The following is a 17,383-nucleotide window of genomic DNA, read 5'->3' on the forward strand; positions in this document are numbered from 1 at the left end:
GATAACTAAAGCAATTCTTTCGCCTTGTTTAGAAGATAATGGAATTGATTTAAAAAGTCAGCTTTTTGGGGCGAGGGATTGTCTTCACCAAGCCACCAGAACCAATCACTTCCCTCTGCACGATAAATAAATCGCAAGGCTTTTTCTTTATCTCGAGCACAGGCTTTTTTGCTGGCAAAAAGACTTCTTACCTCAGCCAGTTCCTCCCAAGCTCGGTTTTTCTCTGGATGACCAATCCAGGTGGTGAGCTTCCCATAAATCCAGGACCCGGCAACCAGCTTTTTTAAGCGGGGCAAAGATGTTTGGCAAGAAAGATATTCCCGGGGGGTAACGGTTGCTAAACCTTCTTCAGAACTCAGTCTTTCGTAAAGCAAAGAAAGAAAAGGAAGACCATTTTGCTCATAAAACTCCCAGGCATTTTCTCCATCCAAAATTATGCTTACCACATATTCCCTGTCTCCAGGAAGAGCATCTTTTATCCTGAGTAAACGAGATATAAGGTCCTCAACCGCTTGTTGATAGGGCATTTTATGGTACTCAAAACCTATCAAGTCCGAAAGCAACCGATCTCTAAAAAAGATGGCAACTTCCTGGCCTTTTTCTCCTACCAGATAGGGAGTATAAAGTTTCTCCGGGGTTATAGGTACACCTGCCTCATCGCGCCTGCATTCCTCGTTCAAAGAGAAAAACAGAACCTCCTCTCCAGTAGCCACCCAACGAATTCCGTTTTGAGAAAAAATAGGGATGATCTTTTCACTCACTGCGCCTTCGGAAGGCCACATTCCGCTGGGCTCTCTTTGCCAGAAAAGACGGCAAAAGTTCACTGCCATTTGAACCTGGGCAAAAGCATCCTCTGGATAGGCAAAAGAAACAGCAGGTAAACCGATTTGAGGAGTCGTCTCCAAAGCTAAATTGCTATTGTATAAAAGTGGTAGTATCGGATGATAAAAAGGAGAAACGCTGACCTCAATCTGATTTCTATCAAGAAGCTCGAAATAAGGCAAGGCGAATTTTCGGGCGTACTCTTCGGTAACCCTTAAAATTACTCTTTTGTCCTCTTCAGTATAGTTGCGACCTTTTTCGTAAAGAATGGAAAGCTGAGGGTATTCTTTACGAATGAAAGGATCAAACCACAAAAGCTGGTAAAGAACCTGTAAGTCCAGAAAATCTTGCTCAGAAAAATCTATTCCTTCTTTCGCCTTGTTCCTGAGCTCCACAAAACGGGGCAAATCCTGAGCAACTCTCTCAGAAGCAACCAGGAAAAAGGTTTTTAAAATCGCTTCCTTAACACTTTCATCCAATCTTTGGGCTTCAAACTCCATAAGTTCCAGAACTTGATCTTTTTTGCCTTCGGCATACATGCCTATCTGCTCAAGCAAAACGGGTGAAAAATTAAATGTAACCTTAACCCCTGGAAATTTACTCAACAAGCGAGGCATAAAAAGATAATCTTTCACAAGGTGAGTCCTGACCCAAGGAAAAACAAAATGACCCCGATCTTCATTCCAGTAGAAGGGCTGATGCATATGCCATATGATATTCACCAAAAGCCGCTTGTTGTTCATCATTCACCTCATTCAAAACGAACTATCTCAGCTCTTTGAATCATTCCATCAGCAATATCGATCACACCATAAGAAAAATAGGGAGCAAAAACGGTATCGGTGGGACTCCCCGGGTTAAAATAAAGTACGTCTCCTATCATTTTCTTAAGAGGCTGGTGGGTATGCCCAAAGATAATCACATCAAGGGATGCACTTTCGAACACCTTGCCAACCCGTTCCTCTATCCCCCAGGGTGGACCCCAACCATGAACCAACCCTATCCTTTGCCCAGCCACCTCAAAAACTTCTTCCTTTTTAAGCTTGGCCTTCACATCGGCTCTATCCATATTACCCTGCACAGCAAAAATAGGAGCAAAAGAGCGCAGCTCCTCTACAACCCAGTACTCACAAATATCTCCAGCATGAACAATCAACGAAGCCTCTTTTAAAGCCGAAATCAACTGCGGAGGTAACTCCTTTGCTCGCTCCGGGATATGCGTATCAGAGATGACTACAATCCTCATGGCTTTCAAAATTGAAGTTTACCCATGCTGAAACAGGTTTTCTGCTGCCTTAACCGTGTTGGCCATGAGCATAGCTATGGTCATAGGCCCTACTCCTCCAGGAACAGGAGTAATGTAAGAAGCAACTTTGCTCACTTCCTCAAAATCAACATCTCCAACCAGGCCCCCGTCAACCCTGTTGATACCTACATCAACTACAACAGCTCCCTCTTTCACCATATTCCCTTTAATCATACGGGGAACACCACAGGCAGCAACCAGGATATCGGCAAGCAAAGTATACTCGTGCAAATTTTTGGTTCTGGTATGACATATAGAGACCGTGGCATTAGCACCTTTTGCTTTCTGGACCAGCATCATGGCCAGGGGTTTTCCCACAATGTTACTTCTTCCAACAATAACCACGTTTTTCCCTTCAAAATCTATCCCATATTTCAAAAGAAGTTCCTGCACACCCCAAGGAGTACAGGGTAAAAACAGAGGGTCACCAATCAGGAGCCTGCCCAGGTTATAAGGGTGAAAACCGTCAACATCCTTTTTGGGAGAAATGCTGTACAAAACTCTACGCTCGTCAATATGAGCAGGAAGAGGAAGCTGAACCAGTATACCATGAACATTTTGATTAGCGTTGAGCTCCTCAATAAGCTTTAAAAGTTCTTCTTCGGTGGTTTCTTCTGGCAAATCGTATCTTAAGGAAACAATGCCCAGCTGGTGACAGGTTTTTTCTTTATTGCGAACGTAAACCTGACTGGCTGGATTATCACCTACCAGAATAACTGCTAAACCAGGAGTTATCCCTCTTTTGACCAGCTCCTCGACCTTACTCTTAACTTGTTCTTTGATTTCTCGAGCCACTTTCTTGCCATCCAGTATGACTGCACCCAATTTCGTTTACCTCCTAGCTTTTATAGACTTTTCAAGAAAAGCCTCGAGCCTTCCCAAATCAGCATTGACGACCTTCTCCTCTGGAAAACCAATTTCTTTCAGCATAGCCAGTGCAAAGCTAAAATCTCCAACTTCCTCGCAAAAATGAGCATCGCTGGAAAGAATGATGGTGCCTCCTCTCTTCATAACCTCAACAGCAATTAACCGGCAATTTTCCAAACTTCCTTTCCTACTTACCGAAAAGGAACTGTTGTTAATCTCTATTATTTTATCATTGGAAACCGCTTCCTCAACAATCCTTTCGTAATCCAAAGGATAACGAGGGTTACCTGGATGTGCTATTATGTTGACCAAAGGGTTCTTCAACACCCTCAAGAGGGCTTCCGTATTGTCCTCCCGATTGCCCCCCTTAAAAACCTGGGGATGAAAAGCCGCTATCACATAATCGACCTTTCTTAAAACCCTTTCCTCAAGGTCCAGATTACCCTCAAAATCGAGAATATCCACCTCGACCCCAAAAAAGATTTTACAACCGTTCACTTCCCGCGGGAAATGCCCCCTCGCTTCAAAGTAAAGGGGATCTGGCCCTCCCGGCATGCTGGGACCATGATCGGCGATTCCCAAGACCTTTAAACCTTTCCTTTTGGCAACCTGGACATTCTCCAAAACTGTACTGTAAGCATGTCCACTTGCCAGGGTGTGAACATGCAAGTCTCCAACAATATGCATCTATAATCACTCCTTCGTCAGTCACTTTGAAGGTTCTGCCAAAAATCGCGGTGTAAAAAAGACGGATACACTTCTTCCAAAAGGTTAACACCATTTAAGAAACCCAGATAACAGGCAAGACTCTGTAAAAAAGAACCCAAAACTCCAGCACCGAAAAAGAGCTCCCCCTCCACGGACAAATAAACACAGGGAATACGCTTTTCAGAAAGAAGCTCTTCCAGAGAGTCAAACAGTGCACTCTTAATCCTGCGATAGGTTTTACGATGAAGAGGAGAAAAAGCAGTTTCCCAAAAAACGGAATCCCTAAACTCAACCGGGAACTTTACTTGCAAGTCGACCCTGGAGTTTTTGTTTCTCCTTTGTATGAAAAACACCAAACATTTGTCATTCCTATCTACTGCTTCCAGAAAGGTTTCGCCAAATTGCTGCACATCACTAACCCGGAGAAAAAGGTCGTATTCCCCCTGGCTAATCCTTTCAAAAACCGACCTAAATCCATTTGCCAGGTTAAAGGAAAAACTATCTTCTGTTACAAAGAATACCTGGTAGCCATTTTTCAGAAAGGAATGAAAGGCTAAAGCACAGAAAATGGCCGCTTCCTTCCCTACTTCCTGCAGCCACCAAAAACCTTCCTCCAGGTCGTGTACACCTGTTTTTAACCCAGCACAGCAAAGAGGAACATACACCAGCTCACTGTAATGCCAGAAAGAACCCTGTTCCAGCCTGACAGGGAAAAAGGGGCAAAACATCGAACGCGCTATTTCTGCAAAGACACCACGTTCTCTACCAACAAAAGCCTTCTTCCACTCATCAAAGAAAAAAACAAAAGGTAGCAAATCAAGTTCATCGTTTTTTCGCCCCAAAAAAATCAGTAAAATTGATTCATCACCAAGCTCTTCTCGGATTTGGAATACCAGTTCTTCCTGTGTCTCATCAAACAAGAGAAAACGTCCCGAAAGGTCCGGAGCTTTTAATTCCAAAAGATTCCTGACCCACCCACTCACTTCTCTCCTGGCACAAAAGAAAACGCGATCAAAACCTTCGCTAATTACTCTGCAAAAATTAAATAATGGTTCAAGATTTTCTCTTTTTTCCAAAAAAGAAGTAGGATGAACCCTTTGGAAAGCGATAATATCTGCTTTTTCGACCTTTTTCTTCCAAGGATAAGAATCACTACCCCAGATTGTTACGCTGCCCTTTTCAGTGCTTCTTTTGATTAATGGTCTTCCATAAACCATATTTGATGCTGTCGATTAATGCATTCCAGCTTGCTTCAATAATATTAGTCGAAACACCCACTGTACCCCATTCTTTTTCTCCATCTGAGGTTTGGATAAGCACCCGTATCTTAGCAGCAGTACCCTCTTTCTCGCTCAAAACTCGCACTTTATAATCAGTAAGTTTCATTTTCTCGAGGTCAGGGAAGTATGGCTTCAAAGCCTTCCTTAAAGCATTATCGAGAGCATGCACTGGCCCATCTCCTTCAGCTACAGTATGAGCTACCTCGTTCTCAATCTCGATCTTTACAGTAGCTTCAGTAATGGTTTCTCCTTCCTCGCGTTTTTCCACAATAACTCGAAAGCCCTTTAGGTTGAAAAGATCAATGTTTTCACCAAGAGTATTCCTCAAAAGGATTTCAAAGGAAGCATCTGCTCCCTCGTATTGGTAACCATAATTTTCGGCTTCTTTTATTTTCTGAACCAGTTCGAAAAGTCGAGGATCCCGGGGGTCTATTTCAATGCCCATTTCCTTAGCTCTGTGAACTATGTTGCTTCTTCCTGCCTGCTCCGAAACCAGAATTTTGCGACGATTGCCAACGCTTTCTGGAGGAACATGTTCATAGGTTTTTGGGTTTCGCAGCATTGCACTGGCGTGAATACCACCTTTATGGGCGAAAGCACTCCTGCCGACATAAGGATCGTAATCATTGGGTCTCAAATTCGCTATTTCATAAACAAAGTGAGCAACCTCAGTTAATTTCTTCAAGTCCTCTTCATTCAGAGGGCGATAACCCATTTTCAACTGCAAATTAGGCAATACTGAACACAGGTTAGCGTTGCCACAGCGCTCTCCCAAACCGTTAATAGTGCCCTGAACATGAGATACTCCTTTTTTCACGGCAACCAGGGTATTTGCAACCGCTACCCCACTATCATTGTGAGCATGAATTCCCAGGACAACATCTCGAGAACCATTAAAGTAATCCCATACCCTATCGATAATTTCTTCCACTTCAAAAGGAAGAGTACCCCCATTAGTGTCACAAAGAACCAATACCCGAGCACCAGCTTCCCAAGCTACTTTTAGAGTCTTGAGCGCATAATCCGGGTCATCCTTGAATCCATCAAAAAAGTGTTCAGCATCGTAAAGCACTTCAACACCTTTGCCTGCAAGATAACTTACTGTATCATCTATCATCCTGAGATTTTCTTCGAGCGTGGTTTTCAGTGCCTCCTGTACATGTAACGTCCAGGACTTACCAAAGATAGCAACTGCCGGCGTCTCAGCTTCAAGAAGCAATCTCACATTTCTATCTTCTTCAACTTTCACATCGGCCCGCCGAGTGCTTCCAAAAGCACTTACTTTTGCCCTCTTAAAAGAAAGCTTTTTGACTTCCCTAAAAAAAGAAGCATCCTTAGGGTTAGAACCAGGCCATCCACCCTCGATATAATGAATGCCGAGTTCATCAAGTTTTTTCGCTATTTGAAGCTTATCGTAAACCGAAAAGTTAATTCCCTCACCCTGCGAACCGTCTCTCAGGGTAGTGTCATAAACTTCGATCCTCTGCACAAGGCACCACCTTCCAGAAGTAAATCTTTGAACTCCAGGAGATTCTCCACCACCAGATCAGGCTTGCATTCTGCATTTTTTAAGTCCTCCCTGGTGGTCACCCCTGTCAACACCAGAACCGAAAAAAGGCCAAACCTTTTGCCCAGAACAATATCGGTATCCAGGCGATCACCAATAAGCACCGTTTCTTCTTTCTTGAATCCAGTAGCACTGAGCACAAAGTCCATTATAAGTGGAGAGGGCTTTCCCACTATCAACGCTTTTTGCCCAGAGCAGGTCTCAATAGCAGCAACCATAGCACCACAACCTGGAAGAAGACCCTTATCAGTAGGATACGTAGGATCGGGATTGGTTCCTATCAGGCGAGCGCCTTTGGTTAAAAAACGCAGGGCAGAACTCATCTTTGAGAAACTGAATTTCCTATCCATTCCTACCACGACAAAGTCTACTTTTTCCTTAGCGTTACCAGCAACTACTTTCAAGCCACAGCGTTTTATTTCTTCACGAAGGCCTTCTTCTCCTATTACGTAGACTCTACTTTGAGGAAAATTTTGCCCCAGATACTTTGCAGTAACAAAAGCCGAACTGAAAACCTCTTTTGGGGAAGCATTGACGCCCATTTTCTGGAGTTTCTCAGCATACTTTTCTCTGGTCAAGAAAGTGTTGTTAGAAAGAAAAACTACATTATAGCCTTCCTCTTTAAGGAAATTAACAAAGCTAATGTTTTCAGTAAGTGGTCTATCAAGAAGATACAAAACACCATCAAGGTCAAAGATAAAATTCTTAAACTTATAAAGCGAATCCATAACCGCTAAATCCTCCAACTAAAATGAAATCCAGGTCAAAGTATTATAATACATTATTCCAGCTTTGTGGCAAAAAGAAGAGATAAATTCAGAAGTTAAAAGTAGGTATTAATGCTCCAAAAGCCACCTACCTGTGGCTTCATCAGTCACCAATGTGGTTATCCACTGTCCCCTCAGGGCACCAAGGATAGCCTCTTTTTTTTCTTTACCTCCAGCAATAGCTATAACCTTTCTGTTGCCCTCCTTTAATCGTTCAAGTCTTACCGAAATTCTTCTTGCATTGAAAGAGACATCGAGCAAACATCCCCTTATGTCGAAAAAATTACCACATATTCCTCCCACTGCTCCCTTCTCGGTGAGCTCCCTAATCTCTTCCTCTCTCAAGTCTCCTGTCTCTATGAGAAGACTGGTTTCGCTTCGTATTCCTCCTATACCCACCAGCGCAACATCTACCTCTTCTGCCATCCTGAGAGTTTCTCGCACTCCTACTTCTTTCAAAAAGGCCTCTCTTATTGCACTATTTCCTGCAAAAGCAGGAGCAAAAAGATAAACAGCTTCTCCACCCAGCTTATCGGCAAAATTTTTCAAAAGCTCGATGGCCAGAGTTTTCCACTTCACTCCCCCGTATGCTCCCATCATTTGAACCACTCTCACCCCTGGAAGCTCCAACCTTGGCAAATAACGGATGACCTCATAAAGAGTCCTTCCATAAGCTACTCCAACGCTAATATAAGGCACCAGTTTCCCTTTTATATAATCAGCTCCAGCTTGGGCAATCGCTTTAATAACATTTTCGGGAACTTCGCTATAAACTCTGGCCACCACCACATCTTCGAGAGAATACTTTTCCTTAATCTTCTGAGCCAGTGCCTGATCGGCCTCCGCCGGTCTCCTTATTTTTATCTCAACCAAGCCCAACTCCCGGGCTTTTTTGATCAAACGAAAAGCCTTTTGGCGAGATACCCCCAAAATTTTGGCTATTTCACCCTGGTTAAGGCCCGAAATATAATACAGCTCAGCAGCCTTAACCATTGCTTCCAGCTCATCAAACCGGGCTTTTCTTTTCAAATGACTCTTACCCCACTTGTTAAAAATATGATGAATAATCAGGTTAAAGAACCTTCTGGATGGCTTCCTGCAAATTATCTGCCTCCTCTTTTGACAAGGGCAAAAGAGGGCGACGAGGATAAAGACCCTCAAACCCAAACTTATCCATAGCAGCCTTAACACCGGCTACACCAAAACTTCCTGAAACCAGGCTATTTAACTTCATAATCTTACGATGCAGGCTAATCCCTGCTTCAAGATCCCTCTTAACAGCAAGCTCGTAAAGCTGACAACACAAATCCGGAAACACGTTGGCCAGCGATAAAACCCCTCCCACACCACCAAGCACTACAGCCGGGAAGAAAAAGCTGGCCGAACCAGCCAAAACCCAGAAATCCTTACCCTGGGTAGACAAAAGGTAAGAATCGTAATTCCCCTTGGAAGTGTCCTTTACTCCAAAAATGTTAGGATGTTCACTTACCTTAGTGATAACCTTCGTGGAAAGGCACAGACCATTGGCCACTGAAGGGTTGTTATAAAGGAGAACCGGCTTGTCGATCGCTTCTGCAACTTCGGTAAAATAGCCAACCAACATTTCATCTGTCATGCGCTTAGCAAAGAAAGAAGGAGGCATGAGACTTATAAAGTCAACATCCAGACTACATAACTCTTTGGCCAACTTTATACTTTCAAAAGTCGATTCACAGCTTGCCCCAGCAATCACTATTTTCCCCTTGCCTGAAGCCTCCTTTTTTACAAGTTCCACAATTTTTAGCTTCTCTTCAAAAGTTAGACTTCTAAACTCACCATTGGTACCCAGAACAAAATATCCCCTTAATGGAGTTTCATTAAGTTTGGTAATGTTTCTCTGCAAAGCATCAAAGACGATTTCTCCTTTCTCATCGAAAGGAGTTACTATAGGAGCAAAAACGCCCGAAAGCTTATTTTTGATTTCCAAAGACAATTCAATCACTCCCTTTCTTCTGAAAAAACAAATAAATGCCAACCTTTAACAGACAGTCAGGGTTTGAGTAATTTGTTTTCTTACCAAGGGTGGTCCCATAAGCAATCCAAATCCCTGGCATAGCATTGCAAAAGAATTGAATGGTCTCTCCAAGATTTTTACGAAATTCATTAAAGCTCGCTGCCACTATTCCCGCAGTACCCAGAGTAATTGCCAGAACTGAAGAGTTCACTGCACCCATACCTACCGCCTGCACTACTGCATCTCCTCCACCCCCAAAAACTGGGACACCAGGCTCAATTCCCAGTTCTTTGGACACAGATTCAGCAACTACTCCAGTTTTTTCGTGTGATTCCACTGAAAGAGGAAACAGCGAAAAAGGTAATCCCAAAAGCTCAATAAGCTCTGTAGCCCACTTTCTTTCTTTTACGTCAAAGAGACCAGTCCCTGAAGCATCGGTTACACCAGTGGCCAATTCTCCAGTTAGCATGAACCTTATAAAATCCTTCGGACACAAAAATTTATCAGCTCTTTCAAATATCTGAGGCTCGTTTTCTCTAACACACAAAAGTTTTTCCCCAGTATATCCGGGAAGCATTATATTGTTGGTTATCTCCATGAATTTTTCTTTCCCGCCAACCAGGCTGTGAATTTGGTCGCAAAAGGGAGCGCTCCTCTGGTCATTCCAGAGAATACAAGGTCGCAAAACTTTCCCTTGAGCATCCAGGAGCACCAGACCATGCATCTGACCAGTAAGGCCAATACCCTCTATGGAAAAACTCTGTTCTTTTACTTTTGCGGCAACTTCTCGAAAAGTACTCTTAACAGCATTCCACCAATCGAGGGGGTCTTGCTCTGACCAGCCTGGAAAAGGTGTATACACCGGATACTCAGCTGAACTGCTGGCAACTACCTCCCCATGCTCATCAATAGCCAGAGTTTTGCAACTTGAAGTCCCTATATCTATAGCCACAACACAGGGTTCTTTCGACAAATTCATCGCCCTCCATAACTTTCATTTTTCTGCGCAGAGAGCAGATTTATTTCTCTGCGCAGAAAAATGAAAGTCCTTTACTTATAGGTTACTTTAATATGCTTAACCTCAAGATACGACTCTATTCCACCCGGGCCAAGGTCAGTGCCAAAACCGCTTTCCTTCCAACCGGTGTAAGGAGCATAAATTGTGGCCACATCAACATTATTTAACCCAATATTTCCGCATTCAAGACCTAAACAAACCTTGCGAGCAATATTAATATTTGAGGTATACACATAAGCAGCAAGACCGTATCTTGTGGAATTAGCCCAATCAATTACTTCATCAACGCTATTAAAAGGCATTACTCCAACTGCTGGACCAAAAGTTTCTTCCCTCATAATTAGCATTTCATGTGTTGTATCAGCTAAGATAGTAGGTTCAAAGAAATAACCTTTCTTAAAAGCTTCTCCTTCGGGCTTTTTGCCTCCGTGAAGCAACCTGGCTCCTTTCTTTATTGCATCCTCTATGTGTTCTTGAACTTTTTCCAGAGCACTCAAACTTACCATTGGACCCAGGTCCACATCCGGGTCGGCCAAGCCGTTTCCAATTCGCAACTTCCTAGTTCCCTCGACAAAAGCTTCTAAAAACCGCTCATAAATGGAACGCTGCACGTAAATTCGATTGATAGCGTTGCACACCTGTCCCATATTTCGGAAAGATCTCCGCACTGCACCCTTGATTGCTTCATCAAAGTCCGCATCTTCGAACACAATAAGCGGTGACTGCCCTCCTAACTCCAGAGTTACCCTTTTTACCCCCTCCGCACAGTAACTCATAACCTGCTTTCCTGCTTCAGTGGAACCGGTAAAACTTACCTTCTTTACCAAAGGGTGCAAAACCAGTGCTTTGCCAATCACTGACCCAGAACCTGTAATTCCATTGACTACACCTTCGGGAAGTCCTGCTTCAACAAAGCACTCCAAAAACATCAACGGTGAAATTGGTGTTTCCGAAGGAGGCTTAGCCACCACCGTGCACCCTGCAGCCAGAGCCGCACCAACTTTCCAGGAAAGAAGCTGCACAGGGTAGTTCCAAGGAGAAATAGCTGCAACCACACCTGCTGGTTGCTTAATAACCAAGCTTTCGACGTTGCCCTTATTTAAGGGGATAATTTCTCCAAATACTCTCTTCGTACCCTCCGCAAAATACCTGATTACTTCCGCAGAACCTTTAACTTCACTTATACCCTCTTTCAGAGGTTTACCTTCCTCAGCAGTAAGCACCCGTCCAATTTCTTCAGCTTTCTGTTCAATTATATCTGCGGCTTTATGCATGTAACGTGCTCTATCAAAGGGAGTAAGTTTAGACCAGGTTTGAAAAGCTTTATGAGCAGACTTTACAGCTTCCTCTACTTGTTCTTTGGTAGCCCTGGGAACTTCCCCCATTTTTCCTTCAGTAGCTGGGTTGATAACTTCAAGGTATTCCCTGTTAACCGAATCCACAAATTGATTATTAATTATCATCAGTTTTCGAATCATAAAAGCTTATCTCCTGCCTCAATCCACTTTACCAGTTACCCACAAAATAACCAGAGGAAGAATGCCCGTATTGTAGGTAGCATGGAACTTACCTGGTTCAACATAAAAGGCGTCTCCTTCCTGAATTGGAAAACGCTCTTTTTCAATTTCCATTTCTCCGCGCCCACTCAGGATGAAATATACTTCTTCCTGATCATGATGAGCATGACCAGTAGTTTTACCATCAGGATAGACAATGGTATATCCCAGCTTCAGGCGCTGAGAGGGAGAATTCTCCGGGTCTATCAACCAGTAAGTATCTCTCAGGGTTTCTCCTTTTTTATCTTTCGCGAAATACCGAAAAGACCGACCACTAGTATCCGGTTCTACATTATTGATGTTAACCTTATACGCCATCACAGCATCTACTCCCCTCTGTTCATTAGTTCCCAAAAGCTCTATGGTTTCTCCACGCGAACTATCGGGAAATCCTCAACAAAAATGTGAACCCCGGGGTAGGAAAATACAGCCACACCCTTTCACCTTCTTGATAGTGCTCCCGGGCTGCAACTACCGCTTTTACCTCACTTCTTGGCTGGTCATCAAGAGAAACAGTAAGTATCACCTTATCTCCCTAAAATTCAAGTATCTTTGCCGTTCCTGAAACAGAATTAGCTGCCTTCCTTTCCCTGGAAACCTCAATTTGCTGAGGACGGACACCCAACTCCACCTGAGAATCTACATATTTCGATTCCACTTCACCTTCAAAGGTGAAGTGGAATTCTTCCGTTTCACCAGGAATCACTATTTGATTGGTTCCTTTTACCAAGGCAGGAATAAAGTTCATAGCCGGCTCACCAACAAAATAAGCTACAAACTTATTAGCAGGATAATTCCAGATTTCTTCCACAGTTTCAATCTGTTGTAGTTCTCCCTGGTGAATTATCAACATATGATTGCAAAGAGCAATGGCTTCTGCTTGATCGTGAGTTACATAAATTGTAGTAAGCCCCAATTCATCATGAAGATGTCGAATACGAGCGCAGATTGCGTGACGTACCTGTTGGTCCATGTGGTCACTTCAAGAAACCCAGAAAAAACTAATTCTGGACTTTTACCACTAACCTCCCCTTCAGATTTCCTTCCCTTAACATCTGAAAGCCAAAATTAAGTTCTTCAAGCTCTATCACATTACCAATTACAGGACGCACTTTCCCTTCTAAGACCAGCTTCAAGCACTCTTCAATGTCTTGCTTCCCAGCGGCTCTGGTGCTTAAGATGTCTATCTCGAACAAATGCGCCCTTAAAGCATCAAACTTAACTTGTGGACTGTAAGCCACTAATACCAGTCGACTTCCTCTCCCAAGGACTCTAAAGCTCTGCTCTACGCTTGACTCACTACAAACAAACTCGACTACACAATTTACACCTCTTCCCAAGGTGTATTCAAAAACTCTGTCAGGCAAATACTCATTATTTGCATCCAAAACTAAATCGGCCCCGCATTCTTTCATAAGTTCAAGCTTTTTTTCCGAAACATCAACACCAATGACCCTTGCCCCCAACCACTTGGCAATCTGGATTGCATGAAGCCCAAGTCCTCCTCCACCACCCATCATTAAAACCACATCGCTGTCCTTAACCCTGGCACGTGTTACTAAAGCATGGTAGCAAGTTGCTATCGCATCAGGTACAACAGCAGCTTGAATAAACGATATCTTCTCTGGTTTATGAATAAGGCACTTTTGGGGCACCGCCACATACTCGGCAAAACCACCATCACGTTCAAAGCCCATTCTACCCTCAAAGTTTTCACATATAGTGTAGCGACCAGCTCTGCAAAAAGAACACGAGCCACATGGTATATAAAAGGAAATAACCACCTCATCACCAACTTCAAAATCAACAACGTTTTCCCCAATAGCTACAACCTCACCTGCAATTTCGTGTCCAGGTATCAGAGGAAGTGTTTTAGTGGGAACCTTGCCTTCCCAAATCTTTAAATCAGTACCACAAACACCAGCAGCCCTGACCTTCACCAATACTTCATCCTTGCCAAAATCAGGTATTTCTACTTCTCTCAAAATCAAGGGTTTTCCGTACTCCTCTAAAACCATTGCTTTCATTCTTCCAAAACCCTCGCACGCATATTATTTTCTCAGATACTTGCTTCCATAAAGACCCGTAGGTCTTATCAGAAGTACTACCAGCATCAGCATAAAAGGCGCTATGTGGGCCAGGGGACCCCAGATTAATGAGCCAAAGGAAACAATTTGTCCCACGATAAAAGAGGAAACCAGCGTACCTTTTATACTTCCTAAGCCTCCAATAATTACCACCATAAACGCAAAAGCGGTGATGCTTAGGCCCATATCAGGCACGACCATGACCATGGGGGTATGCAGGCCTCCTGCCAGAGCTGACAGAGAAGCAGCAAGGATGAATGTCATAGCAAATAATTTATATATATTGATGCCAAGTGCTTCTACCTTTTCCATGTCATCGATACCAGCTCTAATTGCCGTGCCAACCACAGTCTTGTTAAGAAAATACCAAACCCCAAAATAAACAGCTGCAGCAAGAAAAATAACAAACACTCTATAACCAGGTATCTCTGTTCCCAAAACCGCGAGAGCACCTCCAATCGGTGCCTTGACAGGCTTTGGTTCTAATCCCCAAATGTACTTGATCAAACCAACGCCCGCCAAATTAATACCAAAAGAAAGAATCATAGAGAACATAATTGATTTTTCATAAATACGTCTATAAATGGAACGCTCAACCAATCCAGAAGCAAACGCAACTACTACCATGCCAATTAAAATCCCTAACCAGAAATTACCAGTAGCTGCAACCACCGTATAAGCAAGATGAGCACCCAAAGAGTAGTAAAAAAACTGATCAAGGCTTATTATTCTCATTAGACCATAACACATAGAAAGACCAACTGTAAGCAAAAAATAGACGCTTGCCATACTTAAGCCCAGTACAAAGGCTGATATAATCAACTGCAAATCCATCGCCATCATACTCCCCCATCGACAGATTTCAAACTTTGATTATCAACGTACTTCTTTCTTAAAAGCTTGCCAAAAAGATCCCCTAAAAAGTTGACAACACCCTTTTCTCCACCAAGCATTATAGCCACAAGCAATAAGCCAACCATCAGCTCCCAATAAGATATCACCTGGCTGGCAATATCTTTCAACCCGGTAAGGATGAAAATGCCAGCAATGGGTCCAAACAGCGTTCCAGCACCACCAAGCATAGACATAGCAACTGGTTCGATTGCTCTACTCACATCAGAAATTTCCGCCGACACAAAACCGAGATAAATAGCATATAGGGCTCCAGCCATTGCCGTAGTAGTATTGGCTATGACAAAGCCAAGCCATTTCACTTTAAAAGTGTTGTATCCCAAAAACCTCAATTTTTCTTCGTTGGTCTTAACAGCAAGACAAGCCGCTCCAAAGACTGAACGGTTCATCAGATAATCAAATAAAATCCATATTCCTATAGCTACAAGGAAGGAAAAAATAAAGACACCCTTAGTCGTGCTTAAATCCAATACTGGTGTTGAATCCATTCTACCCAAAAACCACAAACCGTTGTCACCATGAGTATAGTTAACAAGCAATTTTTGAAACAGAAAGAAACTGATTGCACAAAAAGCTAAGTTAGAAAGCGTAAAGTAAGAACTACTCAATCTAACCAGAAAAGCACCCATGACAGCACTAATGGCTAAACCCATAAAAATACCAGCCAAAACACCAAGGTAGGGATTAGTACCCAAATAATAAAGATAAAAAGCAGTTCCATAAGCTCCAAACGCGAGGTATGCTGGTTGGCCAAAAGAAACAAGCCCCATCCTACCGATTAGGAAACTACAACCCATTACATATACACTGCCAATTACGACTTCTATAATAAAAGACTGGGGCAAAAAATATTTAAGCAAGTACAATACACCGAAAACCACAAATATCGCTACCCAACTTTTAAGAATTTTTATCATCTTCGTTTCTCCTCCAAAAAACACATAAATTCAAACTCAACAATTCATAGATAACAACTATAGGCAGCTTCCTTGATTGATTGTTCATCTTTTATCTCAGAAACTATTCTTCCCTCTTTGACAGCATATACTCGCTGAGCGATCTTGGAAACAAAAGAAAGATTCTGGTCGACTATAATCAGGGCGCTCGCTTTACTGAGCTCGCAAAAAACTGCTGCCAGATCATTAACAATACCTGGAGCCAAACCTTCAGTAGGTTCATCAATCAAAAGCACTTTAGGATTTCCCAAAATGGCTCTTCCAATCATCAGCATCTGCTTTTCTCCACCACTTAGATTAGCCCCTTTTCTATTAATCAAACTCTTAAGCTTTGGGAAGTATTCAAAAACCCTGTCCCAGTTGTAGTCACCAGTTGCGTAGCTCGAAAGCTCTAAGTTTTCCTTAACCGTCAAATCTTGAAAAACTCCCTTATCCTGATGTACATACTTCAGTCCAAGTCTGGCGATTTCAAAAGGCCTTTTTCCAACAATGTTCATACCATCGTACACAATGGTGCCTCTGGTAGGCTTGACAAAACCTGCTATACATTTAAGCAAGGTGGTTTTGCCTGCACCATTTCTACCCACAATCGCTACCCGCTCTCTGGATTTAAGTTTCAGACAAATATCAAAAAGAACTTTCGATTCACCATACGAGGCATCAACATTATCTACTTGTAAAATTACATTATTTTCAGAAATCTTCATATCAATCCACCTTTTAATCTTAAAAGTTCTCCTAACTTACTCCTCAACTCGCCAATAATCCCTGCGAACACGAGGATCTTCCAGAACTTCATCAATTCTTCCCGTAGCAATTATCTCGCCTTCAACCATAACCCCCACTCGTTCCACTAAATCTCGGATTTTAGAAATCTTATGTTCAACAATCACTATTGTCTGCTTGTGAGCATGTTCTTTTAAAACTGCCAAAACCTCGTCAATTTCCGCTTCACTTAATCCCGCAAAAGGTTCATCAAGCAATAACACCTCAGAATCAGTTATTAAGGCCATACTTATTTCCAAAATTCTTTTTTCACCTAAAGAAATCTCGCCAGTACGGCGGTTAGCAATTTTTCTTAGACCAAAGGTGTCTAAACAACTTTCTATCTTTTCGGAAACCACGCTGTCCAAACGAGATAAACACATATTTAAAAGAGAAGAAGGACAATGAATTTTATAATAAGCCATCTTAAGATTATCAATCACCTTAAGCTCATCGAAGGTAGAGGTAAGCTGAAAAGTTCTTGAGATACCCAATTTAACGCGCTGCTCGGGTTTGAGTCTTGTAATATCCTTAGCTTTGTAATACACCTTCCCCTCATCAGGTATAAGGTTACCAGTTAAGATGTTAAAGAGCGTGGTTTTGCCTGCGCCATTGGATCCGATTAATCCCACAATCTCCTTTTCTCTAATCTCAAAAGTCACGTTCTTTACAGCAACTAACTCACCAAATTTTTTAGTGACAGCATCAGCTTTTAAAATTACTCTCGGTGCATCCACGGTGAAAACCTCTCTCTCCTGTAACTTTAAGAAATCCTGCCT

General features: G+C 42.6%; 18 protein-coding genes. All 18 read right to left on the reverse strand.

Annotated features, from left to right (window positions below):
* Window positions 1–5: 5 nt before the first annotated feature.
* Window positions 6–1,568 (reverse strand): glycoside hydrolase family 57 protein, encoded by a 1,563-nt coding sequence (locus tag ACKTT1_RS06750; RefSeq protein WP_412709023.1) that lies wholly within the window; start codon window positions 1,566–1,568, stop codon window positions 6–8.
* A 5-nt stretch (window positions 1,569–1,573) separates the two neighbouring features.
* Entirely contained in the window at window positions 1,574–2,068 is a 495-nt protein-coding gene (locus ACKTT1_RS06755; RefSeq protein ID WP_412709024.1) for a metallophosphoesterase family protein, read from the reverse strand.
* Between the two features lie 18 nt (window positions 2,069–2,086).
* Window positions 2,087–2,953, reverse strand: coding sequence for a bifunctional methylenetetrahydrofolate dehydrogenase/methenyltetrahydrofolate cyclohydrolase FolD (gene folD / locus ACKTT1_RS06760; RefSeq protein WP_412709025.1), 867 nt, complete (start codon window positions 2,951–2,953; stop codon window positions 2,087–2,089).
* Window positions 2,954–2,959: 6 nt separating this feature from the next.
* Window positions 2,960–3,682 carry a phosphatase gene (locus ACKTT1_RS06765; RefSeq protein ID WP_412709026.1) on the reverse strand — a complete coding sequence of 241 codons (723 nt, stop codon included), beginning with the start codon at window positions 3,680–3,682 and terminating at the stop codon, window positions 2,960–2,962.
* Window positions 3,683–3,699: 17 nt separating this feature from the next.
* Window positions 3,700–4,920, reverse strand: coding sequence for a hypothetical protein (locus ACKTT1_RS06770; protein WP_412709027.1), 1,221 nt, complete (start codon window positions 4,918–4,920; stop codon window positions 3,700–3,702).
* Window positions 4,883–6,472 carry a citramalate synthase gene (cimA, locus tag ACKTT1_RS06775; RefSeq protein WP_412709028.1) on the reverse strand — a complete coding sequence of 530 codons (1,590 nt, stop codon included), beginning with the start codon at window positions 6,470–6,472 and terminating at the stop codon, window positions 4,883–4,885. Before cimA ends, ACKTT1_RS06770 begins: the two co-directional genes overlap by 38 nt.
* Entirely contained in the window at window positions 6,439–7,278 is an 840-nt protein-coding gene (locus ACKTT1_RS06780; protein ID WP_412709029.1) for an HAD-IIA family hydrolase, read from the reverse strand. The genes cimA and ACKTT1_RS06780 overlap by 34 nt, the downstream gene beginning before the upstream one ends.
* Before the next feature lie 108 nt (window positions 7,279–7,386).
* Window positions 7,387–8,346, reverse strand: a complete 960-nt coding sequence (locus tag ACKTT1_RS06785) for a sugar-binding transcriptional regulator (protein WP_412709030.1) — start codon at window positions 8,344–8,346, stop codon at window positions 7,387–7,389.
* A 43-nt stretch (window positions 8,347–8,389) separates the two neighbouring features.
* The gene (locus ACKTT1_RS06790) at window positions 8,390–9,289 is read right to left on the reverse strand and encodes a dihydrodipicolinate synthase family protein (RefSeq protein ID WP_412709031.1); all 900 of its coding nucleotides are present in this window, start codon (window positions 9,287–9,289) and stop codon (window positions 8,390–8,392) included.
* Window position 9,290: 1 nt separating this feature from the next.
* Window positions 9,291–10,283: an FGGY family carbohydrate kinase gene (locus tag ACKTT1_RS06795; protein WP_412709032.1), complete on the reverse strand. Its 993-nt coding sequence runs from the start codon at window positions 10,281–10,283 to the stop codon at window positions 9,291–9,293.
* A gap of 77 nt (window positions 10,284–10,360) precedes the next feature.
* Window positions 10,361–11,806, reverse strand: coding sequence for an aldehyde dehydrogenase family protein (locus tag ACKTT1_RS06800; RefSeq protein ID WP_412709033.1), 1,446 nt, complete (start codon window positions 11,804–11,806; stop codon window positions 10,361–10,363).
* Between the two features lie 18 nt (window positions 11,807–11,824).
* On the reverse strand, window positions 11,825–12,202 hold the full coding sequence (locus ACKTT1_RS06805) for a dimethylsulfonioproprionate lyase family protein (protein ID WP_412709034.1): 378 nt from the start codon (window positions 12,200–12,202) through the stop codon (window positions 11,825–11,827).
* A gap of 217 nt (window positions 12,203–12,419) precedes the next feature.
* Window positions 12,420–12,857, reverse strand: coding sequence for a hypothetical protein (locus tag ACKTT1_RS06810; protein ID WP_412709035.1), 438 nt, complete (start codon window positions 12,855–12,857; stop codon window positions 12,420–12,422).
* A gap of 28 nt (window positions 12,858–12,885) precedes the next feature.
* Window positions 12,886–13,911, reverse strand: coding sequence for an alcohol dehydrogenase catalytic domain-containing protein (locus tag ACKTT1_RS06815; protein WP_412709036.1), 1,026 nt, complete (start codon window positions 13,909–13,911; stop codon window positions 12,886–12,888).
* A 24-nt stretch (window positions 13,912–13,935) separates the two neighbouring features.
* A complete protein-coding gene (locus ACKTT1_RS06820; protein WP_412709037.1) occupies window positions 13,936–14,805 on the reverse strand; it encodes a branched-chain amino acid ABC transporter permease in 870 nt (289 codons plus the stop codon).
* Between the two features lie 5 nt (window positions 14,806–14,810).
* Window positions 14,811–15,800 (reverse strand): branched-chain amino acid ABC transporter permease, encoded by a 990-nt coding sequence (locus ACKTT1_RS06825; protein WP_412709038.1) that lies wholly within the window; start codon window positions 15,798–15,800, stop codon window positions 14,811–14,813.
* A gap of 44 nt (window positions 15,801–15,844) precedes the next feature.
* A complete protein-coding gene (locus ACKTT1_RS06830; protein ID WP_412709039.1) occupies window positions 15,845–16,546 on the reverse strand; it encodes an ABC transporter ATP-binding protein in 702 nt (233 codons plus the stop codon).
* A 36-nt stretch (window positions 16,547–16,582) separates the two neighbouring features.
* On the reverse strand, window positions 16,583–17,341 hold the full coding sequence (locus tag ACKTT1_RS06835) for an ABC transporter ATP-binding protein (protein WP_412709040.1): 759 nt from the start codon (window positions 17,339–17,341) through the stop codon (window positions 16,583–16,585).
* Between the last annotated feature and the right edge of the window lie 42 nt (window positions 17,342–17,383).

Origin of the sequence: Atrimonas thermophila (assembly GCF_045864955.1) — a bacterium.
In the GTDB taxonomy this organism is placed as follows: Bacteria; Atribacterota; Atribacteria; order Atribacterales; family Thermatribacteraceae; genus Thermatribacter; species Thermatribacter velox.